The sequence below is a fragment of the Gemmatimonadaceae bacterium genome (assembly GCA_036496605.1).
GTDB lineage: Bacteria > Gemmatimonadota > Gemmatimonadetes > Gemmatimonadales > Gemmatimonadaceae > AG2.
Genome location: DASXKV010000035.1, coordinates 129,515 through 154,898, shown reverse-complemented (window position 1 = coordinate 154,898; position 25,384 = coordinate 129,515). Strand labels below are relative to the sequence as shown.

21 protein-coding genes are annotated in these 25,384 nt (G+C 64.4%); 2 read left to right on the top strand and 19 right to left on the bottom strand.

Features of this window, described 5'->3' with window-relative positions; genetic code table 11:
- From VGH98_14385 to tilS, 19 genes are all read right to left on the bottom strand, one after another.
- Positions 1-2,784 carry a tetratricopeptide repeat protein gene (locus tag VGH98_14385; GenBank protein HEY2377160.1) on the bottom strand — a complete coding sequence of 928 codons (2,784 nt, stop codon included), beginning with the start codon at positions 2,782-2,784 and terminating at the stop codon, positions 1-3.
- Positions 2,785-2,796: 12 nt separating this feature from the next.
- Positions 2,797-3,429: a chemotaxis protein CheC gene (locus VGH98_14380; GenBank protein ID HEY2377159.1), complete on the bottom strand. Its 633-nt coding sequence runs from the start codon at positions 3,427-3,429 to the stop codon at positions 2,797-2,799.
- Positions 3,426-5,474, bottom strand: a complete 2,049-nt coding sequence (locus VGH98_14375) for a chemotaxis protein CheA (GenBank protein HEY2377158.1) — start codon at positions 5,472-5,474, stop codon at positions 3,426-3,428. Before VGH98_14375 ends, VGH98_14380 begins: the two co-directional genes overlap by 4 nt.
- A gap of 80 nt (positions 5,475-5,554) precedes the next feature.
- Entirely contained in the window at positions 5,555-5,917 is a 363-nt protein-coding gene (locus VGH98_14370; GenBank protein HEY2377157.1) for a response regulator, read from the bottom strand.
- Positions 5,918-5,925: 8 nt separating this feature from the next.
- The gene (locus tag VGH98_14365) at positions 5,926-6,339 is read right to left on the bottom strand and encodes a chemotaxis protein CheW (protein HEY2377156.1); all 414 of its coding nucleotides are present in this window, start codon (positions 6,337-6,339) and stop codon (positions 5,926-5,928) included.
- A 37-nt stretch (positions 6,340-6,376) separates the two neighbouring features.
- Positions 6,377-7,399, bottom strand: a complete 1,023-nt coding sequence (locus VGH98_14360) for an RluA family pseudouridine synthase (GenBank protein HEY2377155.1) — start codon at positions 7,397-7,399, stop codon at positions 6,377-6,379.
- Entirely contained in the window at positions 7,396-7,938 is a 543-nt protein-coding gene (gene lspA / locus VGH98_14355; GenBank protein ID HEY2377154.1) for a signal peptidase II, read from the bottom strand. Before lspA (VGH98_14355) ends, VGH98_14360 begins: the two co-directional genes overlap by 4 nt.
- Before the next feature lie 45 nt (positions 7,939-7,983).
- The gene (gene lspA, locus VGH98_14350) at positions 7,984-8,529 is read right to left on the bottom strand and encodes a signal peptidase II (protein ID HEY2377153.1); all 546 of its coding nucleotides are present in this window, start codon (positions 8,527-8,529) and stop codon (positions 7,984-7,986) included.
- The gene (locus VGH98_14345) at positions 8,516-8,932 is read right to left on the bottom strand and encodes a TraR/DksA C4-type zinc finger protein (GenBank protein HEY2377152.1); all 417 of its coding nucleotides are present in this window, start codon (positions 8,930-8,932) and stop codon (positions 8,516-8,518) included. The genes lspA (VGH98_14350) and VGH98_14345 overlap by 14 nt, the downstream gene beginning before the upstream one ends.
- Positions 8,933-8,934: 2 nt before the next feature.
- A complete protein-coding gene (ileS, locus tag VGH98_14340) occupies positions 8,935-12,246 on the bottom strand; it encodes an isoleucine--tRNA ligase (GenBank protein HEY2377151.1) in 3,312 nt (1,103 codons plus the stop codon).
- 5 nt (positions 12,247-12,251) lie between these two features.
- Positions 12,252-13,121 (bottom strand): purine-nucleoside phosphorylase, encoded by an 870-nt coding sequence (locus tag VGH98_14335; GenBank protein HEY2377150.1) that lies wholly within the window; start codon positions 13,119-13,121, stop codon positions 12,252-12,254.
- Positions 13,118-13,675 carry a DivIVA domain-containing protein gene (locus tag VGH98_14330; protein ID HEY2377149.1) on the bottom strand — a complete coding sequence of 186 codons (558 nt, stop codon included), beginning with the start codon at positions 13,673-13,675 and terminating at the stop codon, positions 13,118-13,120. The genes VGH98_14335 and VGH98_14330 overlap by 4 nt, the downstream gene beginning before the upstream one ends.
- On the bottom strand, positions 13,672-14,367 hold the full coding sequence (locus VGH98_14325) for a YggS family pyridoxal phosphate-dependent enzyme (GenBank protein HEY2377148.1): 696 nt from the start codon (positions 14,365-14,367) through the stop codon (positions 13,672-13,674). The genes VGH98_14330 and VGH98_14325 overlap by 4 nt, the downstream gene beginning before the upstream one ends.
- Positions 14,368-14,378: 11 nt before the next feature.
- Complete coding sequence (locus tag VGH98_14320) at positions 14,379-16,412, bottom strand: DUF2723 domain-containing protein (protein HEY2377147.1); 2,034 nt, start codon at positions 16,410-16,412, stop codon at positions 14,379-14,381.
- Positions 16,378-17,178 carry a diadenylate cyclase CdaA gene (cdaA, locus tag VGH98_14315; protein ID HEY2377146.1) on the bottom strand — a complete coding sequence of 267 codons (801 nt, stop codon included), beginning with the start codon at positions 17,176-17,178 and terminating at the stop codon, positions 16,378-16,380. Before cdaA ends, VGH98_14320 begins: the two co-directional genes overlap by 35 nt.
- A complete protein-coding gene (gene folP / locus VGH98_14310) occupies positions 17,175-18,047 on the bottom strand; it encodes a dihydropteroate synthase (GenBank protein ID HEY2377145.1) in 873 nt (290 codons plus the stop codon). Before folP ends, cdaA begins: the two co-directional genes overlap by 4 nt.
- Positions 18,048-18,143: 96 nt before the next feature.
- Positions 18,144-20,129, bottom strand: coding sequence for an ATP-dependent zinc metalloprotease FtsH (gene ftsH / locus VGH98_14305; GenBank protein HEY2377144.1), 1,986 nt, complete (start codon positions 20,127-20,129; stop codon positions 18,144-18,146).
- Positions 20,130-20,639, bottom strand: a complete 510-nt coding sequence (hpt, locus tag VGH98_14300) for a hypoxanthine phosphoribosyltransferase (GenBank protein HEY2377143.1) — start codon at positions 20,637-20,639, stop codon at positions 20,130-20,132. It abuts the gene before it with no gap.
- Between the two features lie 16 nt (positions 20,640-20,655).
- Positions 20,656-21,990: a tRNA lysidine(34) synthetase TilS gene (gene tilS, locus VGH98_14295; protein ID HEY2377142.1), complete on the bottom strand. Its 1,335-nt coding sequence runs from the start codon at positions 21,988-21,990 to the stop codon at positions 20,656-20,658.
- Positions 21,991-22,047: 57 nt separating this feature from the next.
- Between tilS and VGH98_14290 the strand changes: the two genes are divergently transcribed.
- Both VGH98_14290 and VGH98_14285 read left to right on the top strand, forming a co-directional pair.
- Positions 22,048-22,245: a hypothetical protein gene (locus VGH98_14290; GenBank protein HEY2377141.1), complete on the top strand. Its 198-nt coding sequence runs from the start codon at positions 22,048-22,050 to the stop codon at positions 22,243-22,245.
- 97 nt (positions 22,246-22,342) lie between these two features.
- Positions 22,343-25,216: a hypothetical protein gene (locus VGH98_14285; protein ID HEY2377140.1), complete on the top strand. Its 2,874-nt coding sequence runs from the start codon at positions 22,343-22,345 to the stop codon at positions 25,214-25,216.
- Positions 25,217-25,384 lie beyond the last annotated feature (168 nt).

Below are 25,384 nucleotides of genomic sequence, written 5' to 3'. Positions count from 1 at the left end.
TCAGCTCCGCGTCGCCGTCGACGTCGGGCCGCTCGTGCGGCTCGGCTTCTTCTCGTTGGTCGTGCGATCGCCAAAGATGCGAGCCAGGTCGGCGGCGGTGCGCATCTCACGCTTCGCGCGCTTGGCGTACTCGCTCGCCGGCGCGTTTGCGATCACGCGCTCCCAGCGCGTGATCGCCTCGCGGTAGCGCTTTTGCTCCACGAGCAGCGCGCCCTCGTGATAGAGCGCCCCGACGTGCATCGGGTCGAAGCGCAGGACGCGAGTGAACGCGGTGATCGCATCGCGCTTCCGTCCCGTCGACAACAACGTCTCGCCTAACGCGATGAGCGCATCGAAGTGATATGGATCGCGCTGCAACAGGTCGATCAGCAGCGGCAGGGCGTCCCCCGCGCGTCCCACCTGGCGCCGCAACGCGGCCAGCTCAAGCGTCGCCTCGGCGTACGTCGGCACGGCGTCGAGCGCCGCGATGAGCTCCTGCTCCGCTTCCTTGAGCGCGCCCTTCGCGGCAAGCAGCCTGGCGAGTTGATAGCGCACGACCGCGAAATCCTGATCGAGCGTCAGCGCATGCTGATAGGCGGCAATCGCGCCTTCGAAGTCGCCGAGCGATCGCGCGATATCACCGATCTTCTGCTGCACCTCGGCACGTACGGGTGCCACGCGCCGCGCGGTCTCGAGCGCCGCCAGCGCCGCTGCCGGATCGCCCGCGTCGCTGCGCGCCGTGGCGGCCAGCATCAGGACCTCGATGTCTTCGGCCTCGCGCGCGAGCAACTCGTCGGCGAGTGGACGCGCCTCGACGCCGCGACCCAGCCTAACGAGCGACCAGGCCTCGCCAATGAGCGCTGCCTTGGGGACATTCTGATCGCCTGCCTCTCGCCGAGCCTCTCGATAGCGCTCGAGCGCCTCTCCGTGGAGACCTTGCTTCGCGAAGACGGTGCCGAGCAGCGACTGGCCCTCGGCGCGGTCGGCTCCGCGCGCCATCGCACGACGCGTTTCGGCGGCGGCCCGATCGTGCATCCCCTTCGTCAGGTAATCCGCCGCCATTTTGTACGGATTCGCCTCGCTCGTCTTGGCTGCGGGCTTCGGCGCCGGCGCGAGCTCGGTGAACAGCGTGTCGAGCAGCTTCGCGTCGAAGCTGAACTCCTCGATCGGCTCGTCGGCGCGCTTCTCGCTACCGAGGTCCGGCTGGATCGAGAGATCGGGATCCTCGTGCTGCAGATCGATGGCGAGCTCGAACTTCTGCGCCACGTAGTACGGGTCGATCTCGAGCGCGAGCTTCGTCTCGCGCAGCGCGCCCTCGAAGTCGCCGAGACTCGAGAGCGTGAAGCTGAGATTGTAATGCGCCTCGGCGTACCTCGGCCGAGCCTGAATCGCACGCGCGAACGCGTTCTTGGCGTCTTCGTGTTTCTTCAGATCGGCGAGGACGAGGCCGATGCCATTCCATGCGACCGGATGCTCGGGCTCGGTCGTCAGCGCCTGACGATACCCTTCGAGCGCTTTCTGGAGACGCTTTCCCTTGTACAGGAGCAGCGCGAGATTGAGGCGCGCCTTCACGAAGGAGGCTTCGGCCTCGAGCGCGGCGCCTAACGCGGACAGCGCGGCATCCACGTCGCCACGGTGATAGAGCGCGATCCCGAGGTTGTTGTGCGCCAGCGCGTATCGCGAATCGGCGGCAATCGCCTTGCGATAGCTCGCCTCGGCGTCGTCGAAGCGGCCATCCTGGTGGAGCGTCACGCCCCGCTCGTTCCACAGCTTGGGGCTATTTGGCTGCGACTTGAGCAGTTGCTCATACAGTTGCCGCGCCGCCTTGGCGTCCTTGCGAAGAATGTGGACCTCGGCCATCGCCTGCAGAATGAGGTCTTTGTCCTCACCCTGCTCGAGGGCGAGGCGATATTCACGCAGCGCCTCGGAGAAATAGCCTTTCTGCCGAAACGCGAGGCCCAGATTGTAGCGCGCGAGTCGGCCTTCACCGGCGACCTGCATCTCGCGGCCGCGACGTTCTTCGCGTGCCTGCACCGCCTCTTCGTAGCGTTGCGGACGCCCCTGCTCGAGCGAGAGATTGGCCTGCGCACGCGACAGCGTTGGATTCAGCTTGATCGCGCGCTTCGTGATGTCGCGCGCTTCTTCGTGCCGGCCCATGTCGCCGAGCACGAATCCCATCAGGTAGAGCGCGTCGTGGTTCTCGGGATTGAGCTCCATCGCGCGCTTGAGCGCGTTCAGGGATTCGTCGTTCAATCCACGATTGTACAGGACCTCGCCGAGGTAGAAGTGGAGAATCGAGCTGTCGGGATCGAGCGCGAGCGCGCGTTGCAGCCACTCCTGCGCACGGCCAATATCGCCCGCCTGCTTCTCCGACAGGCCGAGCTGCAGTAGCGTCCCAACGTCATTTGGGTGGTACTGCAGCAGCGCCGTGAATTCTTCCACGGCTTGCGGCTGCTGTCCAAGGAGTGCGTACGTGCGGCCGAGTTCCCACCGCGCTTCACGATCCTCGGGATGCTGGCGCAATCGCTCGCGCAGCTCGGGAATGCGCTTGTCGTAATAGCCGGTGTTGAAGTACGCGATCTCGAGATTGCGTTGCGCGACCTGCATCTTCTGGTCGAGCTCGAGCGCGCGCATGAACGCGGCGACGGCTTCCTCATGCAATCCCTTGTTGTAGTAGAGAACGCCGAGATTGTTGTGCGCACCGGCGTCGGAGGGATCGATGCGCTGGGCGAACGACCGCAACACGTCCCGATCGCGCTGGGACGTGAGGGAGGGCGGTCGGACGGCCGGCACCGAAGCAGTCATCGCGGCGATTCGTTAGGCGACGCGCACCGCGCGCAGCAACGCTTGGAGCGAGGCAGGATCCGGAAGCAGAAGGAAAAAGCCGCGCAGCCGATCCGACATGTTCAACATCATGAACTCGCTCTCGACGCAGAACACGTAGTCTTTCTGCGAGCTGAATTGCAGATAGGCGGTCGTCAACACCGCGGCCGACATGTCGATCGCCAGACTCGGCGGCGACGGCAGCAGCATGAGGTGAATGAACTCGCTGAGCGCGTTCATGTAGGCGGAGCTCAGGATGTTCCCTGCCTCCTTCACCGCCGACTGCTCCATTTCTCCGAATTCGTCCGACGTCCCGGGCTCGCGATGCAGCATCAACTCGGCGAGCCGGAGCGCCGAGTGCCGTGGAAACACGAGCATCGTGCGACCCGTCAGGTCGCCGAGCATGTGCATCAGAACCGCGGCCACCGGTTCGTCGGGCTCGGCCACCTGCGGCGGGATCTCCTCGAGTCGCGAGATATTGATCGTGGGCACGCTGATCATGATCGTGCCGCCGATCATCTGAGACAGCGCGGTTGCGGCGTGGCCGGCCCCGATGTTCGCCACTTCTTTCAGCGCATCGAGCTGGATCGCCTTGAGCGAGCGGATGTCGTCTATGGGGATTGTCATGGGAAGCTGCTGACGTCCACGATGAGTGCCGGCGAGCCGTTCCCGAGGATCGTCGCGCCGCCGAAGAATGAGAGTCCGTCTTTCACGCCGTCGAACTGCTTGACGACGATTTCCTGCTGCCCCGCGAGCTCGTCGACGACGAGCCCGATCCGGCGATCCGGCAGATCGATGATGACGATCTGCTCGTTAGGCTGTCCCGCCGTCACGACCGCGTCGCGCGGAGGCAACCCGACCAGCTCGCGGAGACGAAGCACCGGCAGCACGTCCGACCGCAACACGAGCACCTCGCGGCCCTGCAACGTGCGGAGCGCCGCCTCCTGCAGCTCGACCGTCTCGCTCACATGCGTGAGAGGAATCGCGTACACCTCCTGTCCGGCGCGCGCGAGCAGCGCGCGCACGATCGCGAGCGTCAGCGGCAGGCGGAGCGTCGCCGTCGTGCCCTGACCCGGCTGTGAGCGAATGTCGACGGCACCGCCCAACGCTCGAACGCGGGTGTACACGGCATCGATCCCGACGCCGCGCCCCGACAGATCGGTCACCCGCTCCGCTGTGGAGAAGCCCGGCCGGCCGATGATTCGCAACAGCTCGTCATCGCTCAACGACGCCTTGTTCGCGTCGACGAGACCCATCGCTCTCGCCTTCATCAACACGCGATCCCGGTCGATGCCGCGTCCATCGTCGCTCACCCGGATCACCACCGCGGAACGATCGCGCGCCGCACTGAGACGCAGCTTGCCCGCCGCCGCCTTCCCCGCCGCCGCTCGCTCCTCCGGCGATTCGATACCATGATCGATCGCGTTCCGCAGCAAGTGCACGATCGGATCACCGATCTCGTCGAGCATCGACCGATCGAGCTCGATCTCCTTCCCCTCGATCGTGAACTCGATGCGCTTGCCAAGTGAGCGCGAGGCGTCACGCACGAGACGCGGGAAGCGATCGAAGATCTGCCACACGGGCACCATGCGGCTCGTCATGATCTCGTCGCGCAGATCGCCGATCAGACGGGACGCCTGCGTCACGCTGTCGGCGAGCGCGGAGTCGTCCAGTCCCGTCGCGATCTGCAGCAATCGCCCGCGCGTAATCACCAGCTCGCCGATGAGATTCATGAGCGAATCGAGCCGGCGAAGGTCGATCCGCACATGTCGCGACTGACGAACGTTCGCCGATTCGCCCGCGGCTTCCGCCGCAAGATCGATCGCGCGTGGCGTGGCGTTAGGCGCTGGAGATTCCCCAGCCGGCCTTCGCGCGACGGCGGCGGACTCGCGATCGGCCGTCCGCGCCTTCGACACGTCGGCGAGCGCCGTCTTCGACTCGGCGGCGCTGGAGCGCTGCACCTCCGGCTGTGCGCCATCCTCGCCAACCCGCACCGCCGCGACATCGCCAGCGCCGCGCGCGACTCGCTCGATCTCGGCCTCGCCAGAGGTCGTCGAGAGCCGCAGTGCGAAATCGTGGGCGAACTGCTCCGACTGCAGCTGAGCCACCGATGGATTGACGACCAGCACGTCGCCGAGCCGCCTGAGCGCTTGCACGACGAGAAATGCGCGCACGCCTTTGAGAGGCGCCTCGGGTATCAGTCGCACGCGGACGAGCATGCCCGATCCAGTCGGCGCCGGCGCCGTCCAGTCGTTAGGCGATGTCTCGCCCTCGTCCGCCGCCGCGGCCGGACGGACGTCGGCAAATGCACGCAATCGGCGCAGCACGTCCTCGGTCGACACCACGCGTCCGGCGACGGCGCCTTCGATCGCCGCCTCGAGTACATCGGCGGAGCGGAAGAGAAGATCCATCAACTCCGCGTTGACGTTCATCTCGCCTCGCCGCACGCGGTCGAGCAACGTCTCAAGCTCGTGTGAGAGCTCCGCGACGCCGACGTAGCCCATCGTCGCGCTCATCCCCTTCACGGTGTGAACGGCGCGAAAGATCGCGCTCACCGGTTCGGCGCTGGCAGCGGCTCCCTCTCGCTCGAGCTGGAGAAGCCACTGATTGATCGCCGAAAGGTGCTCGCGACTTTCCGTGAGGAAGAGGTCGGCGTACTGGGAGGCGTCCATGGGTAGAAGCGGAGGGCAGAGGGGGGAGGGTTATGAGCGAAGGCGAAATCACCCTCTGCTCTCTGCCCTCTACTCTGCCATCACCCGAGCACCCGCTGAACCGCTTCGAGAACCCTCGAAGGCTGGAACGGCTTCACGACGAAATCCTTCGCGCCCGCCTGGATCGCCTCCACGACCAGCGCCTGTTGCCCCATTGCCGAACACATGAGGATTTTCGCCTGCGGATCGTGCTTGCAGATCTCGCGGACCGCATCGATACCGCCCATGTCGGGCATCACGATGTCCATCGTGACGAGGTCGGGCCGGAGTTGCTTGTACTTCTCCACGGCCTGCACGCCAGTTTCCGCTTCGCCCACAACCTCGAATCCCGCTTGGCTGAGTATGTCGCCGACCATGGTCCGCATGAAGATCGCGTCGTCACAAATGAGAACGGTATGGCTCAAGGAACCTCCTAGGAGAGCAGGACCTGCCTGACGAGTGAGTGGATGTCGAGGAGGATGACCGTCCCGCCGTCCACGTGCGCGAGACCGCGCACGGCATCGTTGCCGGCGCTGTCGGCAATGACATCGTCGACCGACGTGCCGACGACGCGAACATCCATGACTTCCTGCACCGCGACGCCAACCAGGCGGCTGTTCCCTGGCATCGCGACGAGCATGATCGAACTATTCTCAGCTACACGCGCGCGCGTGGCGTCGAGGAGTACACCGAGATCGAAGACGGTTACGATCGTCCCGCGGAGATTGATCAGCCCCGTGACATACCCCGGTGCGCCCGGCAAGCGAGTCGCTTGCCGGAATGGTACGATCTCCCGAATGTCGTCGATGTCGCAGCCGTAAACCGCGCTTCCAACCCGGTACAGCAATGTCCGTCGCGCCCCGGTAGCCGGCGCGACGGTTGGCTCAAAGGTGGAGGCGGTAGAAGCCAAAGTACTCCAGCGGATCGAGGTCGCCTGCAAGTGCGTCGTCGGGAAGACTGCCCTGTGCAATGGCGGCCAGCGCTCGGCGGAGATCCTCCGGCAGCGGTGAGCGAATGTCGATCTCCTTCCCGCTCACCGGATGGCGAAACTGCAACCACGCAGCGTGCAGAAAGTGTCGACGCGGGGGTAATTGAACGAGCCGGCGCCCCCCGCCTCCGCCGTACGTGTCATCGCCAACGACCGGATGGCCGATCGCGGTGAGATGCACGCGAATCTGATGCGTACGCCCGGTGTACAGGTGCGCCCGTAGCAGATCGGCGGAATCGAAGCGCGCCAGCCGGGTGAAATCCGTCCGCGCCGGCCGTCCCTTACTGACGATCGCCATGCGCTTTCGGTCTCGCGGATCGCGCGCGATTGGCTTCTCGATCGTGATGCGATCTTCGGCGACATGTCCCCAGGCGACTGCTGCGTAGCGTCGAACGATGCGCCGGGCCTGGAGCTCGGCGCCCAATACGCGATGTGCCCTGTCCGTCTTCGCGACGAGCAGAAGCCCCGACGTTTCCTTGTCCAGCCGATGGACGATTCCTTCGCGCCCTTCGGCACTTCCCCCAGAGAGCGTCGACCCTCGACCCTTCAGGGCATTTACGAGGGTCCCGGACCAATGGCCGGGCGCGGGATGTACGACCATGCCGGCGGGCTTGTCGACGACGAGCACGTCCTCGTCTTCATAGACAATTGCCAAAGGAATCGATTCCGCGAGCACGGTCCGCGTTGGAGGCGTCGGCATCACAACCGTTATGCGCTCACCCGCGCGGGCCCGGTAGCTCGCCTTTTCTCGCCGGCCATCCACCCATACGCGGCCATTTGCGATCAGCGTCGCCGCCTGATTGCGAGACAGATCGAGCTGCCCCGCAATCAACAGATCGAGTCGCGGTGCATCGTCAGGCGCGGAGAGCTCGTGAGTCGTCCCGGCGGTTCCGTCACCGGGCGGGCCGCCGCCGGTCACGTTCCGGTCCGTTCTTCGACAGCCTCCCGCTTCGGTGCCACAGGTCGTGTGGCCTTCGATCGTTGCTCCTCATGCCAGAGCACCCACGCGAGCAGCAGTGCGCCAACAGTGACCGCCGAATCCGCGACGTTGAAGGTCCAGAAGCGAACCGTGCCAACGCCAATGTCGATGAAGTCGACGACTCCATCGCCACGCGTACGAATGCGATCGATGAGGTTGCCCAGTGCGCCGCCCCAGGCCAGGCCTAACGCGAGCGCCCGCAGCCGATCCGCCGGCGCCGTCTGCCGATATAAGCGCCAGAGAATGAAAAGGGCGATGACCGCGAAGGACCCGAAGATCCACGGCGAGTGTGGGCCGAGCGACATGCTGAAGGCCGCGCCGCGGTTGTATACCAGTGTGAAGCGAACCACTTCCCCGACCACGCTGTGCGGTACCAGCGGCACGAGGTGTCGCTGCGCGAGCAATTTCGTGATGACGTCGAGTACGACGACCGCGAGGGCGGCTCCCCAGAAGATGCGGCCGTTCGATGACGTGGTCATGCGCGAACAGTAATCAGCTACCGGCGAATGCCCGATAGCTCCGGCTCACACTTCACCAGACTCGCGCGCCACCGATCCTGCAGTCACAGGCGCCACCTCGCCCGCCAGATCGCGATCTTCTTCCCACAGCACCCACGCCAGCAGGAACGCGCCGAAGCTCACCGCCATATCGGCGACGTTGAACGTCGGCCAGCGCGTGATCTCGCTGATGCCGACGTCGATGAAATCGATGACACCTTTGGCGGATGACACTCGGTCGATGAGATTGCCGATCGCGCCGCCACACACGAGTGCAAGGGCAACGACCCGGGACGCATCGCCCGGTCGTGTGCTGCGATACAAACGCGCAAGAATGATCAGCGCGACGATCGTCAGCGCCATGAAAATGAAGCGCGAGTACAGGCCAACGTTCAGCCCAAATGCGGCGCCCGGATTCCTAACGAGGGCCAGCCGGAACCAGTCGCCGAATACGTCGCGCGGCAGCGACCGCTCGATGAGCGTCTCCACGGCGAGCCTCTTCGTGATGAAGTCGCTCACCGTCACCAACAGCATCACCGGCCAGAACAGCGCCGCATTGCTACTTCTTCGCATCTTCCTCGCGCTGCTTGCAGTCTATGCAGTATCGCGCATGGGGTAGCGCGTCGAGCCGCTCGAAGGCGATCTCCTGCCCACAATTGTGACACTTACCGAACGAATCTGGATTGCGATAGAGGCGACGGAGCGCCTCGTCGATGTGCCACAGGAACCGACCCTCCTGACTAGCGAAAAGAAACGCCTTCTCGCGCTCCATCGCATCGGTACCTTGGTCCGCCATGTGGAAGGAATAGCTGCTCAGATCGCCGTCGGCGGACTGCGGTGTGTTTCCGAAGGCCTCGTCGGCACGGCCAAGCTCTTTGAGCACACGACGACGCTCCTCCAGCAATCGCTTCTCGAAATGCTGGAGGTTCTTCTTGGTCATCGGCTTGAGCTTCTTGGCGCTGTTCGCTGTGGGCATAGCTACTGTATCCTGGTGAAGGCCAAGCGCGCCACGACCCCATCGAGGTCGAGCTCCTGCATGGCGTCATACCGATTTGTGAGCTCGTCTCGGAAGACGAGCTCGGTTGCCAGCACCTCCGATGCGATCCACTCGCCGTGCTTTTGGATCACGGCACGGATCTCATCGGATCCACCCACGGTCAGTACGATGCGATCGCTGACCGCCAACGAAGCCTCCTTTCGCATACGTTGTACCCGGCTAATGAGCTCTCGTGCGAGCCCCTCGCTCTTCAACTCCAGGGTAACAGTCGGGTCAATTGCCGCGAAGAATCCGCCGTCCTCCTCAACGACGAGTTCACCCGACGCGCGCCGAATCATAGTGATGTCCTCCTGATCGAGCGCATGTGTTTCTCCGTCAACGGTGACGACGAGCGGCTCGCCACGAAGGAACAGACGCAGTTGCTCGCTCGAAAACGCCTTGATCGCTTCGGCTCCCAGCGGCGTCTTTTTTCCGAACTTCTTACCCAGCGAACGGAAATTCGGTTTCGCCTCCAATGTCACGAGTGCGTCTGCAGACGATGCGAACTCCACCTCCTTGACGTTGAGCTCCACCCTCAGTAGCGGCACGAGCGGTTCGAGCTGCGCGTCGTCGACATTCGGCGCAACGCAGACCAGGCGCCGCAGCGGCTGGCGAACCTTGATTCCCGCCTGCTCTCGCGCCGCTCGGCCCAGACGCGCCAAAGTGCGCGTCGCTGCCATCGCAGTCTGCAGACCCGCGTCGCCCAAGAAACCCGCAGGCCGCTCGACAACAAACGGCGCGAGATGCACGGAGGTTCCGACCAGCTGCCGATGAATCCAATCGCTCACGAATGGTGAGATTGGGGCAAGAAGGCGGCAAACCGACACCAGCACCTCGTGGAGCGTTGCGAACGCAGCGCGGTTGTCTTCGGCGTCGACATCGTAGAATCGCGAGCGACTGAGGCGCACGTACCAGTTCGACAGATCGTCGTCCACGAAACCGATGATCGCGCGCGCGGCATCGGTCGCCTGATAGCGGCCAAGCGACTCGTCCACCGCACGCTCGACGGCCGCGAGCCGGCCGAGGACCCATCGATCGAGGGGCGGCCGCTGTTCGACCGCAGGATCGAGCTCCGTCGGCGTCCAACCGAAATTCGCGTACTCGGCGAAGATGCCGCTGTAGATGTTCTTGAATGTGAGGAGGAAGCGCCCCGCCTGCTCACGAATCACCCGCTCATCGAACCGGCGCGGGACCCAAACATTGCTCGACGCCACAAAAAACAGGCGCACCGCGTCGACGCCGTGTCGCTCGATCACCGTCCACGGATCGATAGCGTTCCCGCGGCTCTTTGACATCTTTAGGCCTTCGGCGTCGAGCACAACATCGTTGACCACGACCGCCCGGTACGGAGCGGTCTCTCGGAGATCACGCTTCTCACCGGGCGCGGCATCGGAATCCGCCGCGGATCGCTCGAGCTCGAGGCCAGTGGCGATCGCCAACAGCGAATAGAACCATCCTCGCGTCTGGTCGACCCCCTCAGCGATGAAGTCTGCCGGGTATTGAGCCGCGAAACGCTCGCGATTTTCGAACGGATAGTGCCACTGCGCAAAGGGCATCGATCCCGAGTCGAACCACGTGTCGATCACTTCGGACACGCGGCGCATGTGGCCCGGGCATCCAGGCCGCGCGCATCGCCAACTGTAACTATCGACATGTGGCTTGTGAGGATCGAAATCCTTCGGCAAGGGCACGGCGACGCGCTCGGCGAGCTCGGCATAGCTGCCGATCACATCAGCGTGGGCTTCGTTGGCATCGCAGAGCCACACGGGAAGCGGCGTCCCCCAATACCGATCGCGCGAGATCGCCCAATCGATATTGTTCTTCAGCCAATCGCCAAAGCGCCCCTCACCTGCCTCTGCGGGATTCCAATTCACGGCAGCGTTGCGGACGAGCATTCCGTCTCGATATGCCGTCGTGCGCACGAACCACGAGGTGCGCGCGTAATAGAGTAGCGGCGTATCACACCGCCAGCAGTGCGGATACGAGTGCGTGATGCGCGCCGACTTCCAGAGGACGCCTCGTCGTTTCAGCTCTTCGATCAGGAGTGCATCGGCGTCCTTGACGAAGAGGCCACCGACGACGGGCAAGTCGCGCGGAAACTGGCCGCGTCCGTCCACCGGTTGCAGAAAGGCGAGGTTGAGTTTCTGGCCGGCGGCATAGTCGTCGGCCCCGAACGCCGGCGACATGTGCACGACGCCGCTGCCATCCTCGGCCGATACGAAGGTCTCGCCGACGATGACCTCGTGGACGCGATCCTCCGGAAAGTCGAGCCAGTCGAACGGACGCTCATAGCGCCAGCCGACGAGATCCGAACCCCGATATCGCCTAACGATTTCCCACCGGTTCTCGTAATCGTTCCCGAAGACGGCCTGGGCGCGGTCGGCCGCGAGGATGAGCGTTCGATAATCTTCGCCCTCGCGACGCACGACCTCGACGTATTCGAGATCGGGATGCACGGCCAGCGCCGCGTTCGAGACGAGCGTCCACGGCGTCGTGGTCCAGACGAGGATCCGGCGCACGGCATGACGACCGCTCTTCTCCTCACGCCCGGAAGCTTGCTCGTTACCTTTGCCGCCTTCGCGAACCTCGAGGGCGATGTACACGCTCGGATCCTCGACGTCTTCGTACCCCTGCGCCACCTCGTGACTCGAGAGCGCCGTGCCGCAGCGCGGGCAATAGGGGAGGATCTTGTGACCGCGGTAGAGGAGCTCGCGGTCATAGAGCGTCTTCAGCGCCCACCACACACTTTCTACGTAATCGTTCGTGAATGTGACGTAGGGATGCGCATAGTCGAGCCAGAAGCCAATGCGCGCGCTCAGCTTCTCCCAGTCGCCGCGATAGCGAAACACACTCTCGCGGCACAGGCGGTTGAACTCGGCGACGCCGATCGCTTCGATCTGTTGCTTGCCGCTGATACCGAGCTGCTTCTCGACCTCGATCTCGACTGGCAGGCCATGCGTGTCCCACCCCGCCTTTCGCTCCACACGATACCCCTTCATCGCGCGATAGCGGCAGAACAGATCCTTGATCGTGCGCGAGAAAACGTGGTGAATGCCCGGCCGACCGTTCGCTGTCGGCGGTCCTTCGAAGAACACGAACGACGCCGCGCCCTTGCGGCTCGCGAGTGTTTGCTCGAAGAGCTTTTCACGATCCCACTGCGCGAGCAGATCGCGCTCGAGAACGTCGGCGGGACGATCGGGCGGTAGTGGCTCGAACTGCGCTGACTGCATCGCGCTGGCGTCGGTTGCTGTCATAACCCTTAGAGGCGTTCCAACACACCAGCGACGAGTTGCGTGAGGCGCGGCTCGGCGCCGTTCGCCACAGCAATGATCTTCTCGACCGTTGCTGGCTCGAGATGGTCCGGAAGACACATGTCCGTGATGATCGATACGCCGAGAACGCGCATGCCGGCGTGTTTCGCGACGATCACCTCGGGCACCGTCGACATGCCGACGACGTCCGCGCCGATCGCGCGCAGGAAGCGATACTCGGCCCTCGTCTCGAGATTGGGTCCACTCACCGCGACGTAGACGCCTTCACGGAGCTGGATTCCCGCCTCCAGCGCGACCGCACGCGCCACCGCGCGGAGCTCCGCGTCATACGCATCCGACATATCCGGGAAGCGCGGTCCCAAGCGATCGTCGTTAGGTCCCACGAGCGGATTGTCGCCCAGCAAATTGATGTGATCGGCGATGAGCATCAGGTCGCCCGCCTGCCAGAGCGGATGCATGCCGCCGCACGCGTTCGAGACCACGAGCGTTCTGGCGCCTAACGCGTGAAGTACCCGGATTGGAAAAGTCACCTGCTGCAACGTGTAGCCCTCGTAGCGATGAAAGCGGCCCTGCATCGCCACGACTGTCTTTCCCGCGAGAGTCCCGCAGAGGAGGCGTCCGGCGTGCGACTCGACGGTCGAGAGTGGGAACGATGGAATCTCCGCGTACTCGATCGTTACCGACGTGTCGATCTCCGCGCCGAGACGGCCGAGTCCCGTGCCAAGAACGATTGCGACCTCGGGGCGGCGAGCGAAGCGCTCGCGCACGGCGGCGGCCGCCTCATCAACGCGCTCGAGCGTGTGAAGATTCGCGGCCGCCGCCTCCAGCTCCGGCGCGACCTGAGCGTGCACCGTCATCCGCGAAAGAGCGCCCCTGACCGCGGGTTGCCCGGTGGCTCCGCCGCGTCCTGCTGCTCTCCACCAACAATCGAGGTCGGATCGGGGTCGGGCAGGTCCTCCTCGGCCGCGATTTCCGCGAGTTGGCGCTCGAGCATCACACGAAACTGCTTGAGATAGCCGCGGCGCATCCGCGACAGCAGCGCGATCTGATCGGCGAATCGCGACGCGTCCATCTGTGCGCTCTGAACAACGCGATCCGCTTCGGCGCGCGCCTCGCGCAGAATCAGCTGCGCTTCACGCTCGGATTGCTCGCGCACTTCGCTACGCAGCTGCTGCGCGGAGACGAGCGCGTCGTTTAGTGCTTTGTCACGATCGCGGAAGCCACGCAGTTGTTCGGTGAGTGAGCGAACGGTCGAGTCGAGGTCCTGATTGGCCCGCGTGACGCGCTCGAGCTCGTTCGCGACCTGATCGCGAAAATCGTCGACGCGTCCTTGATCATACCCCCGCATGGCTTTCGGGAATTCCATGCGTCGGACGTCGACCGGCGTTAGCCGAAAGATCTCGTCGTTCATGCGGTCGCTTCCTCCTCCCTCGCGCCGAAAAGGATGGTCCCGAGACGAACGAGCGTCGCACCTTCCTCCACTGCCATTTCGAAATCGTTGGACATACCCATCGAGAGCTCCGTCGCCTCATGCCCGGCGCTCACGAGCCTGGCGCGCGCCTCACGCGCACCCACGAACACCGTTCGCAGCGTTCGCTCGTCCGCGTCGAGCGGCGCCATCGCCATGATGCCGCGGACGCGCAGCCCCGTTAGGCCATGCATGCGCTCACCCTCACTCGGCAGCGTGTCCAACGAATACCCTCCCTTGGTCACTTCCCCGACCACATTCACCTGCAACAAAACATCGATCGGGTGGCTAGCCTCGCATCCGATCTCGTTCACTGCGTCGGCGAGGCGTGTGCTGTCGATCGAGTGCACGAGGTCGAATCGCTTCACCTGCTTCGCCTTGTTCCGCTGCAAGTGCCCGATGAGGTGCCACCGAACCGCCGATCGAACGGCATCCATTTTTTTGAGCGCCTCCTGAACGCGGTTCTCGCCGACGTCCCGGAGTCCAGCCTCCCATGCCGCTTCTACTGCTTCGGGGCCGTGAGTCTTGGTCACGGCCACCACCGTTACCGCTTGTCGATGCCCGCCTCGCTCGATCGCGGCGTCGATGCGACCTCGGACCTCCCGCAGTCGCTCCGGCAGGTCAGAAAAACGCATAACGTACCAAGTTATCGGCGGTTACAGAGCGAGGCAAGTGAATCGGCCCGCGCGCTGTCGGGCGTCGGCAGCAGGTACAATCGCGGGCACGAGAGCAATCCGAGTGCGTAATCATCGATCGAATCCGTTGACCCTCGCGCTGCCTGGTCGCCTCGCCAGCGCTCGATGCGTTGCGACCACGACCGAGTCGCCGCAGTGTCAACGGCGACCGCCTGACCGAGTGCGACGCGGATCGTGTCCAAAGGGGCACCGCCGCGCTCGACGTAGACGAGTCCGGAGAGCATCCAGTCATGCCCGATCTGATTTCGCGTATGCGCGTCGAGCGAGACGGATGCAGCCACGGGCCTGCCGAGCGCGCGCGCTCGCTGCGCAATACCCGCGCTCACCGAGGCATACGTGCCCACATCGCCGCCGGCTGGAAGAAGATCGTATCGTCGCGAAAGCTCGGCTCCGTACCAGCTGGCGCCCAGCAATGGAACGGTCACGATTGTTACATCGCGACGCAGTGACTCGACTTGTTGCAGATACCACAGCGGATACGTGTCGTTGTCGCCGTCGACGAAAAGTACCGCACGCTGAGGCGCCGAGAGCAGCAAAGCCTCGCCGAGGCGCCTCGGCAGCGACGCTTCAGGCTGGTGACGGCGCGTAATGGCGCCCCAGTTCAGCACGATTGGCAGCGCCGCGACGATCACGCCGAATACGGGACGCACGCGCAGACGCTGTGCGATCGTCACTGCACCGTACCCTGCCCAGAGGCCCCACGCCCAGAAACCGAGCACGAAGAAATAATCGCGCTCTCGCGCCTCGCGGATCGCGCTGGCGGGAAGAATCCCCCAACCGAACGACGGGCTCGCGCGCATGTTGAGATACAATACAACGCCCAGGGTCCCGCAGAGCAGCAGGAGAAGAACCGCGCGCCATTGGCGGCGATCGGCGGCCCGATGCGCGGCGGCGCCGACCATACCGAACAGCGCGAAAAGGACCGTCAGTGCCGTTCGGCCGATCGTCGGCACGAGCGTCGGGCCTAACGAGAGCGCGACCTGCCAATCGGCGTACTCGAACCAGTTCGCGATCTGAAGCCAGATCGGCGCGAGTCGCGGCCAGAAGGGAGGAACATCGTACTGACGGCGCGCGATGACGTCGGAGAGTGAAGCGAGTGACGTCGGATTGCCCTGATTGATTGCGGGGTCGTGCCGCGCGCGCAGGAGCAAAACGAATACGCCAGACGCCGCGACGGCGGTGACGAACAGAAGGCGCGTGGAACCCGGAGTCTGCCGAGGAATCGAGCGCCACATCTGACCCGCGAGCGGCGGCGCCGAAACGATGACGACGACTCCGGCAATGCCAAATGCCCATGAGGCGCGACCGGCGCCGATGGCGGCAACGAACACACCGGTGAGCGCAAGCGCCGTTTGCCAGTCGATGAGACCGTCGTCATTGCTGGCGGCGAGATAGACCGCCACGGGGGCTGCAACGAGCGCGCTGAGGTGCAACGGCACGGCGAGCACGATGAGATATGCCGTGAGAACGCGCCATCGCGCGCTCGCCGTTCGGCCAGCACGGTTCGCGACGGCGAGCGTGATCGCCACGAGTGCGATCGACGCCGCATAGACCTCGGTTTCGGTTGCGTTGAGCTGGACGGAGCTCATGGCGCCGGCGCACAGCACGCCGCCGAGGACGTACCAGCCGTCGTTACGTCCACGCTCGAAGCGCGGACCGTGACTGATCAGCACCGCGCTCAGCAGCGCTGCAAGCGCCGTGCAGACCGCCGAGAAAAGATTGCAGGCAGTGGCGTAAGGCAGAAATGCAAACAGCTTTGCCCAGTCGTGAAGGAGCAATATGAAGAGCGGCGTGCCCGGCGGATGCGGAATTCCTAACGAGTGCGCGGCTGCGATGAATTCGCCCGCGTCCCAGAAGGTGACGTCCGGCGCGAGCGAGATCAGGTAGACGACAAGGAGCAGAACCCCGGCGATTCGCGCGCCGTGCTCCGCGGTGAGCCGAACCGCGCCGCTACGCGCGCGCCTCGAGCCTAGGCTGTTCCGCACTCGACCGCGGTGGCAAGCCCGCAAGCAGGTCCCGCAACTGCGCCGAGCTCAGATTCCGCCAGAGCTTTCCTTGCACCGCCGCCGAGATCGCCGACGTCTCCTCGGATACAACGATCACGAGGGCGTCGGTCTCCTCGCTCAGGCCGAGTGCCGCGCGGTGGCGCGTACCTAACGAGCGATCGAGCAGTGCCGCCTGCGACAACGGCAAGATACAGCCAGCCCCGACGATCGTATCACCACGGATTACGACCGCGCCGTCGTGCAATGGCGAATACGGAGTGAAGATCGTCGTCAGCAGGTCGGCCGAGACCTTTGCCTGCATCTCGGATCCGGACCGCACGTACTCATCGAGCGGCACCTCGCGCTCGATCGCGACGATTGCGCCGATGCCGGACCGACTCAGCCGCTCCACCGCGTTCGCCGTCTCGTCAGCCACATCCGTCTCGCCCATGTGCCGGAAGAAGCGGAGCATCGGCGACCGGCCGATCACGGAGAGCGCGATGCGAAGCTCCGGCGCGAAGATGATCAGCAGTGCAATGGCGCCGTAGGTGTAGACCAGCGTCAGCAGATAGGTGATCATCGTCAGCTTCAGCGCTGTCGCCACCGCATAGGTGAGCAGCAGTACGACGATCCCGATCAACACCGGGACCGCGCGCGATCGGTGCAACAGCAGCAGCACCCGATAGATCGCGTAGCCCACGATCGCGACCTCGAGTACATCACGCCAGCCAAAGCTGAGCAGCCGGATCTGTTCGAGGACGCTCATGACCGCGCAGCCGCCCGATCGCGCTCGATGATGGCCCACGCGACGTCGAGCGCCTGGCGATTCGGCGCTACGTCATGGACGCGGAAAATCCGCGCGCCGCGCTCGAGCGCCACGACATTGGCGCCAACCGTCCCATACACTCGCTCTGATGGCTCCTCACCGCCGGCAATCTGCCCGACGAACCGCTTCCGCGAGGCTCCGACGACGACCGGATATCCCCATTCGACGAGCTCCGGGAGCGCCGAGAGCATGTTGAGCGAATGCTCACTGCGTTTCGCGAAGCCGATGCCTGGATCGACGGCAATGCAGTCCTCGGCGACGCCGGCATCGCGTGCCATCGTCACACGTTCGCGCAGTTCCGTCAGTACTTCATCGACCACATCGTCGTAGCTTGCATCCGCGTACGTACCCATCTCGCTCACGTTTCCTCGGGAATGCATCAGTACCACACCGGCGCCAGCCGTCGCGCAAATCTCGCCCATGCGAGGGTCCAGACGGAAGGCCGATACATCATTCACAATGTGTGCACCGGCGTCGAGCGCGTTTTCCGCTACCTCCGATTTGACGGTATCGATGGACAGCGTCGCCTCCGGAAGCGCTTTGGCGATCGCCACGATCACCGGGAGCACGCGTCGCATTTCTTCGGCACTGTCGACTGCGATCGCGCCCTGTGGTCGCGTCGACTCCCCACCGACATCGATGATGTCCGCACCCTCTTCGACGAGGCGGCTCGCGTGTGCTATTGCCGCCTCGCGGGAGAAAAAGCGACCCCCGTCGCTGAAGCTGTCGGGAGTGACGTTCAGGATGCCCATGATGAGGGGGCGATTGAGCTTGAGCGTCCGCGATTTGATCTGCCAGAGGTCGCGCACAGCTGCCTCCTTGTCATCCTGAGGAGCTAAGCGACGAAGGATCTGCTTTCACGACCCCGAAAGCAGATCCTTCGCTTCGCTCAGGATGACAGTACTCTACGCCGGTGATGGTTCCGGCCCACCGAGGAACGGCGGCGTCCGCCGCGGCTCGAGGGCCGGCGTCGGCGTCGACTGCGGTGTGCCGCCGGAGACGGCGCCGCTCACTCGAGCCGGCAGCTTCCCGCCCTTCACGAGGATCGCAATGTCATCGCGCGTGAGCGTCTCCCGCTCCAGCAGCGCCGCCGCGACCGCGTGTAGCAGATCGATGTTGTCTTCGAGCGTGTGTTTCGCGCGATCGTACGCCTCCCCGATCACTCGCTTCACCTCTTGATCGACGAGCTGCGCGGTTTGCTCCGACACTTCACGCCGATGCTGAATCTCTCGGCCGAGGAAGAGCTCCTGCTCGTTGTCGCCAACGAGCACGGGGCCGATGGCATCCGACAATCCCCACTGCGTGACGTAACGGCGAGCGATCGCCGTCGCCTGTTGAATGTCGCTCGCGGCACCGGTCGTCACGCGATCGCGACCGAACACCAATTCCTCGGCCGTGCGGCCGCCGTAGCTCATGACCAACCGCGCCTCGAGCTGCTGACGCGTGATCGACACGCGATCGTCCTCGGGCAGCGTGAACGCCAACCCGAGCGCGCGCCCTCGTGGGACGATCGTCACTTTGTGCAAGGGATCGTTGCCCGCGATCTTGATCGCACAAATGGCGTGGCCAGCCTCGTGATAAGCCGTTAGGCGGCGCTCGTCCTCCTTCATGACCATCGACTTGCGCTCGACGCCGAGCATCACTTTGTCCTTCGCATCCTCGACGTCCATCATGTAGATGCGATCGTGGTTGCGACGGACGGCGAGCAGCGCGGCCTCGTTCACGAGATTGGCGAGATCGGCGCCGGCCATACCCGGCGTTCCGCGCGCGACGGTCGTGATGTCGACATCATCGGCGATCGGCTTGTTGCGCAGATGCACTTTGAGAATGCCCTCTCGACCCTTCAGGTCGGGCGCATCGACGACGATCTGGCGATCGAATCGCCCGGGTCGCAGCAAAGCCGGATCGAGCACGTCGGGACGGTTCGTCGCCGCGATCAGAATGACCCCGTCGTTCGACTCGAAGCCATCCATTTCGACGAGCAGCTGATTGAGCGTTTGCTCGCGCTCGTCGTGACCACCGCCAAGACCGGCGCCCCGGTGACGTCCGACCGCGTCGATCTCGTCGATGAAAATGATGCACGGCGCGTGCGCCTTGCCCTGCTCGAACAGATCGCGGACACGCGAGGCGCCCACGCCCACGAACATCTCGACGAAATCGGACCCCGACATCGAGAAGAACGGCCGCGCGGCCTCGCCGGCGACGGCTCGTGCGAGCAGCGTCTTACCGGTGCCCGGCGGACCAACGAGCAACGCGCCCTTCGGCAGCCGTCCACCCAACTTCGTGAACCGCTGCGGGTCGCGCAGGAATTCGATGATCTCCTGCAGCTCCTGCTTGGCTTCATCCGCGCCCGCGACGTCGGCGAAGGTCACCTTGGGCGTATCGCCGGTGAGCAGCTTCGCTTTCGACTTCCCGAACGAGAACGCCTTCGCGCCTCCTGCCTGCATCTGCCTGAACAGGAACAGGTAGAAGCCGATCAGCAGCAGCCACGGCAGGAAATTGACGATGTACGCTGTGATCGAGGGACGAGCGTCTTCCGCCTCGATGACGACATTGTGTTTGTTCAAGCTGTCGACTTCGGCCTGTGCGTTCTCCATCGGCAGACGCACGTTGAACTTCGGCACGTTGCGTCCGTCGAAGGGAATCGACGTCTTGAACTCGCCCGCGACGTATTTCCCCGCCTGGATTTTCACCTTGCGGATGTTGTCGCGACCCAGCTCGGCCCTGTACTGCGTGTAGCTGATGAGCGGAGCCTGATCCGAGCGCCCATTCGAGAGCTGGATCAGCGCGACCGGGATGAGAAGAATAAGGAGCCAGAACGAGAGCGTCTTCGAGAGACGGCCCCAGTTGACGTCCTTCTTGGGTGATTTCGGAGGAGTGGGTGCTGGCATCTACTGCAAGCTCGCGATGTACGGAAGGTGACGGAAATTTTCCGCGTGATCCAACCCGTATCCGACCAGGAACTCGTTCGGCGCGTCGAACCCGACAAACTGCGTCGGATACCGGAGCTCGGCCGCTGCATGCTTGTGCAGCAACGCGCAGATCTCCAAAGAACGCGGTTTCCGTGCCTGAAGAAGGTCCATCAAGCGGTTCAGGGTACGCCCGGTGTCGACGATATCCTCTACCAGGAGTATATGCTTACCCCCCAATTCGGTTTCCGGATCATAAACGAGCTTGACGGTACCACTCGACATTGTCGAGTCGCCGTAACTCGCCGCAACGAGGAAATCGATCTGTAGCGGCCGCCGGATTTCCCGCACCAGATCGCTGAGAAATATAAAGCTCCCCTTCAATAGGCCGAGGACGAGCAGATCTCCATCAGGATACGCTCTGGCGATCTCTTCGCCTATCTCTCGGACGCGTGTGGCAATTTGCTGCTGGCTGTACACGATCCGGCGCACGGCGCGACCGGATAGTCTAGGATCGGCGATCGAGATAGTCACAGGCGTACGTCACAACCGGTCCACCGGACCGTGCGGTTGCCGCGTCGCTGCGGCGAACACCAGGAATCCAGACGATCTCGCTCCCGGCGAGGACTACGGGCCACCTCGCACGGATGTGTCCGGAGATTCCCGCATCCGATAAAAAGTACTTCACCTTGCGCTCAACGAGACGCTCCCCCTGCCGCACCGTCAATTTGTCACCCGGTCGCCACGACCGCACCGAAAGCGACTCGCCGGTCGGGAGGGTCACACGCCAGACATCTCTCGCAGAGGTCTGGTCGACCAGAGCAAATGCCCATCGATCCCAGATCATCGGCGGATCGAGTGCGCGGAGACGGCCTTCATTGTCGCTCGCGATAGTCGGCCTCAGCTCGAAATGCGTTCTCGACCGAATGAGGTCCCAGCCGCCCGAAAGCTGCACGCGACGGCCTACCGCGCCCGATTGAGTAAACTCGATCGCGCGTTCCGTTCCCCGCCGATCGAGGGTAAGACCGGCTCGCGCCGCTAGCTCGGGCCAGACGATCCCGAGAACCTCCCGGGAGCAGCTCGTCAAATCCGCGGCCCTCACGTCCAACGTTCTCTGGGGCATTCCGTCGTCCCCGCTTCCGATCTCGATAGCGAAACTACTCTCGACGAGCGCGGAGACCTCGCGACGCCACGTTGCCGCACGCTCACCGATCGCGATCAGTTCTGCATCCAGACCGGGACGCGCTCGCAGGAGCACTGGCAGCAGATCGCGCCGAATGCGATTGCGAAGGTACAATGGTTCGCGATTGGTCGGATCATCAATCCAGCCCAGGCGGTGCGCTGTTGCGTACGTCTCCAGCTCGGCGCGGCATGTGTCGATGAGCGGTCGACACACATCGGACGCGGCGCGAAGTCCCGCCAAGCCACGCGCGCCGGCAGCACGCATCGCACGCATCAGCACCGTCTCGATCTGGTCATCGCGCGTATGCGCCGTGACGACGGTCGCGCGCGTAGCGCGCGCCACGGATCTCAGAAACGACCACCGCGCGGCGCGCCATGCCGCTTCGCTTCGCTCGACGCTGCCCGCGACTCCGATGACGACCGACATCCCGTAGCGGAGAGCCGCGTCCGCGACGAACGATGCCGCGCGTACGCTATGTGCGCCGGACGCGTGATCGAAGGTGGCGACGGTCAGCTCGCCACGGCGATCGGAGCGAACCGTTGCCATGAGATCGAGAAGCGTCATCGAGTCGAGCCCGCCCGACACGGCGAGGACAATATTGCCGCGCCTGGGCAACGCACGCGATACAGCGACCGCGAGCTTCCGTCCGCGTTCCCCCACTTTGCCGCTCGACCGCGGTCCTCTATCTTCTTCGCACCGTCGCAACGGGAGCTTCTCGTGGAATCGCATGGTCCGCTTGGAACTTTGTGGGTTGGCGTGGCGCTTGGCGCATTTTACATCGCGCTCATCTGGCTGAACACGCTTCTTGGATTCTTTCTCACCCCATTGTTTCTCATTCCGCAAACGTGGCTAATGGATTTTGTCGCTCGCCGGCGTGGCCGTGACCGTCAGATGGAGCGGGACGTTCCACGCTGAACGCGGCATGGCCGGCGCCTGCCGAAGTCGATGGGACGGGCGTTATCGCCCGTCCCTTTGTCGTTTGAGTCGCGCCCGCAACGTCGTTTTTGCGTGCGTGGTCCCATTGGTTCTTCTCGCGCGCTCGGTCGCAGCCCAGGTGTTCGAGAGGCCGTGGCTGAACTGGCACACCGTTCACGCTGGCCAGTTCGACGTCCACTATCCCACGCAGCTCGCGAGCTGGGCGCAATTCGTCGCGGAGCGACTTCCGGCCGTCGATACGGCGGTGACGAGGCTCGTCGGTTACTCCCCACCGCAGCGCGTTCAGATCGTCGTCGAAGACCCATTCGACATCTCGAACGGCTTCGCGCTTCCGATCCTCGATCATCCGGTGATTGTCTTCTGGGCATCGCCGCCCGATCCGCGCGAGGACATCGGGCAATTCCGAACGTGGGGCGAGATGCTCGCCACGCACGAGTTCGGGCACATCGCGCACCTAACGAGGCCGTCCCGGAATGTCTTCACTCGCGCCCTCTGGCGCGTCTCCCCACTCGCGGTCGGGCCCCTGGCCTACCGCTCGCCACGTTGGGTCATCGAGGGGTACGCAACGTACATCGAGGGAGTCGTCACCGGCACCGGCCGCCCGCACGGCGTCTGGCGTCCCGCCACGCTCCGGCAGTGGGCGATCGAGGGTCGGCTGCCTAACTACGCGCAGCTCAGCAGTTGGAGCGACTTCGAGGGCGGCGACTTCGCCTATCTCGCCGGTTCGGCCTTTCTGGAATGGCTCGCCCGCCGCAATGGCGACGCGAGCCTCGTCGATGTGTGGAGGCGACTCACGGCGCGCGTGAACCGCAGCTTCGACGAGGCATTCACGGGAGTGTATGGCGACGCGCCGGCCATTCTGTACGACCGTTTTCGCGCCGAAGTCACGGCGGATGCGGTCGGAATCGATAGCGTGCTTGCGCGCGCGGGACTCGTCGAGGGCGAGATGGTGCAGCACCTCGCACGCGCCACCGGCGATCCAGCGATTTCCAGGGACGGCAAGTTGGCGGCACTGGTGCTTCGCCCTCTTGGGCACCTGGCCCGAGTCGCCGTCTGGAGCACCACGCCCGAGCCGGACACGCTCGCTGCTCGTCAGCGCGAGCGACTGCTTCGACGCGACCCGCAGGACGTTCCTGAGCGTCGCATCTACCCATTGCCCAGGCGGACGTTGGCGACGCTGCTGGCACGCGACGGTCGCGCCTTCGAGGACCCACGTTGGTTCGCCGATGGCAAGCGCGTTCTGCTCTGGCGTGCCACTCGCCGGCCCGACGGCTCGCTCCGGCCTGAGCTTTACCTGTGGGACGTCGCGCGTCACGATGTTCGGCGCCTAACGAAACACGCGTCCGTCCGCGATGCGGATCCGTCGCCGGACGGAGACCGGGCAGTTGCGTTGCGGTGCCTCGGTGGGCACTGCGACGTCGTGATTGTCGATCTGGGAACTGGCAGTGTCCGTCTGCTTGCCGGCGGCGATGTCCTGACATCGTTCGCGCGTCCGCGGTGGTCTCCGGACGGCAAGAGCATCGCCGTCGCGCTCCAACGAGACAATCGATGGCGCATCGCTCTGATCGACGTTGCCGGCAGCGCGCCGCGGTTTGCCGATCCCGAGGACGGCGCGAATCGATTCGATCCCGCGTGGCTCGGACCAGGCGTACTCGTTGTCGTCAGCGATCGTAGCGGCACACCCAATCTCGAGCGAATCGACTTCGGCACCGCCACGCCACCCGTCGCGCGCGCTCTGACTCGCGTTACCGGCGCGACGATTGCGCCCGAGCCTAACGGCGCCGACGGCTCGATCTGGTTTCTCGCGCTTCACGCTCGAGGATACGACGTCAGACGCCTCGCGTCGCCGACTCCGCTGGCCGATCAGCCGTCGGCGCTCTTCGATTCGAAGCTCATTCCTGTTGTCGTGGCGCCGGCGACGCTTGTCCGTGTCTTCGCGCCGTCGCGAACGTCGCCGCCGGAGCGCTACGCGTTTGGACCGCGCACCACGCGATGGTTCCCCGCAACGAGCATCGGCACCACAGGTCGCGAAGCAACGCTCGCGCTCGTCAACACCGACGTCGTTGGCCGTCTCTCGATACTCGGCCAGCTCTCGCTTGGAAGCGGCGACGCCTGGCACGGAGAATCGATCGAGGGTGCGTGGCGCGGCGATCGACCGGAGTTCCACCTCTCCGGCTTCGTCCAGCGAAGCGACACGCGATCGTTGGAGCTGCCCGCGTCCATTCCAGTGACAACCGACATGCGCGGCGCATATATGTCCGTAGACTATGCACGCTCGTTCGACGGATGGGGCGCGCTCCTGACTGCCGGCGCGTCGCCGGAGTGGGTCACGCAGAAACCCGCGGTGCCTATCGAGATTGGGGTTGCGCGGTATCTGGGATTCGGAGAGGTCCGCGCGGCATTCCGGCAGATTGGCGACGCGATCGAAGCCACTGAATCCATAGCGGCGCATGGAACGGTCGGACGAACTGGCAGCAAATCCTTCGATCGGGAGCTCGTCAGTGCCGGCTTTCATGTCGGCACTGACTTGGCCGCCCCGATCGATCTCGGAGCAACGTACGGGCGCGTCAACACCGATGCGCCGGCCTTCGAGCAGTTCAGCATTGGTGGACTCGCCTCGACGTTGACATCGACGGCAATTCTGAGTCAACGAGTGGTGATGCCCGCGTTGCCGGCAACCGTGGCGACAGGTGATCAAGTACTCACGTACCGCGCCGCCACCAGCATCGCCGGCCTAACGCCGTATTTGTGGGGTGGAAGCACTCGCAGCGGCGCCGCCCGGTTCCAGATCTGGCACCGCGTCTACGGCGTCGATTTCGAACTGAATCAGTCGGCATTGCCCGTGCTCGGCACGCCGACGGCGCGATTGCTCGTCGGCGTCGCTCGTTCGCTCGACGCCCCCTTTGCGCACCAGACGCGCGCGTACGGGGTGGTTTCTTTCCGGCCCTGAAATGCGGCGAACGTTGGCGAGCAATTCCTCGCGCCTCTTCTTATATTCCGCGCCGACTTGCGGCGACCGCAATTCATCGGCTCTGCTCACCTCAGCGGTATCTCTTCGACACGGCGACGCGCCCACTGATCACGCGCGATCGCAACGAGCGTCCCACTACGCTCGCGC

What these genes read in the sequence shown, in the direction of transcription:
- VGH98_14385 (HEY2377160.1), bottom strand. Translation starts at nt 2,784, where the DNA reads ATGACTGCTTCGGTGCCGGCCGTCCGACCGCCCTCCCTCACGTCCCAG.
- VGH98_14380 (HEY2377159.1), bottom strand. Translation starts at nt 3,429, where the DNA reads ATGACAATCCCCATAGACGACATCCGCTCGCTCAAGGCGATCCAGCTC.
- VGH98_14375 (HEY2377158.1), bottom strand. Translation starts at nt 5,474, where the DNA reads ATGGACGCCTCCCAGTACGCCGACCTCTTCCTCACGGAAAGTCGCGAG.
- lspA (HEY2377154.1), bottom strand. Translation starts at nt 7,938, where the DNA reads ATGACCACGTCATCGAACGGCCGCATCTTCTGGGGAGCCGCCCTCGCG.
- lspA (HEY2377153.1), bottom strand. Translation starts at nt 8,529, where the DNA reads ATGCGAAGAAGTAGCAATGCGGCGCTGTTCTGGCCGGTGATGCTGTTG.
- VGH98_14345 (HEY2377152.1), bottom strand. Translation starts at nt 8,932, where the DNA reads ATGCCCACAGCGAACAGCGCCAAGAAGCTCAAGCCGATGACCAAGAAG.
- ileS (HEY2377151.1), bottom strand. Translation starts at nt 12,246, where the DNA reads ATGACAGCAACCGACGCCAGCGCGATGCAGTCAGCGCAGTTCGAGCCA.
- VGH98_14335 (HEY2377150.1), bottom strand. Translation starts at nt 13,121, where the DNA reads ATGACGGTGCACGCTCAGGTCGCGCCGGAGCTGGAGGCGGCGGCCGCG.
- VGH98_14330 (HEY2377149.1), bottom strand. Translation starts at nt 13,675, where the DNA reads ATGAACGACGAGATCTTTCGGCTAACGCCGGTCGACGTCCGACGCATG.
- VGH98_14325 (HEY2377148.1), bottom strand. Translation starts at nt 14,367, where the DNA reads ATGCGTTTTTCTGACCTGCCGGAGCGACTGCGGGAGGTCCGAGGTCGC.
- cdaA (HEY2377146.1), bottom strand. Translation starts at nt 17,178, where the DNA reads ATGAGCGTCCTCGAACAGATCCGGCTGCTCAGCTTTGGCTGGCGTGAT.
- ftsH (HEY2377144.1), bottom strand. Translation starts at nt 20,129, where the DNA reads ATGCCAGCACCCACTCCTCCGAAATCACCCAAGAAGGACGTCAACTGG.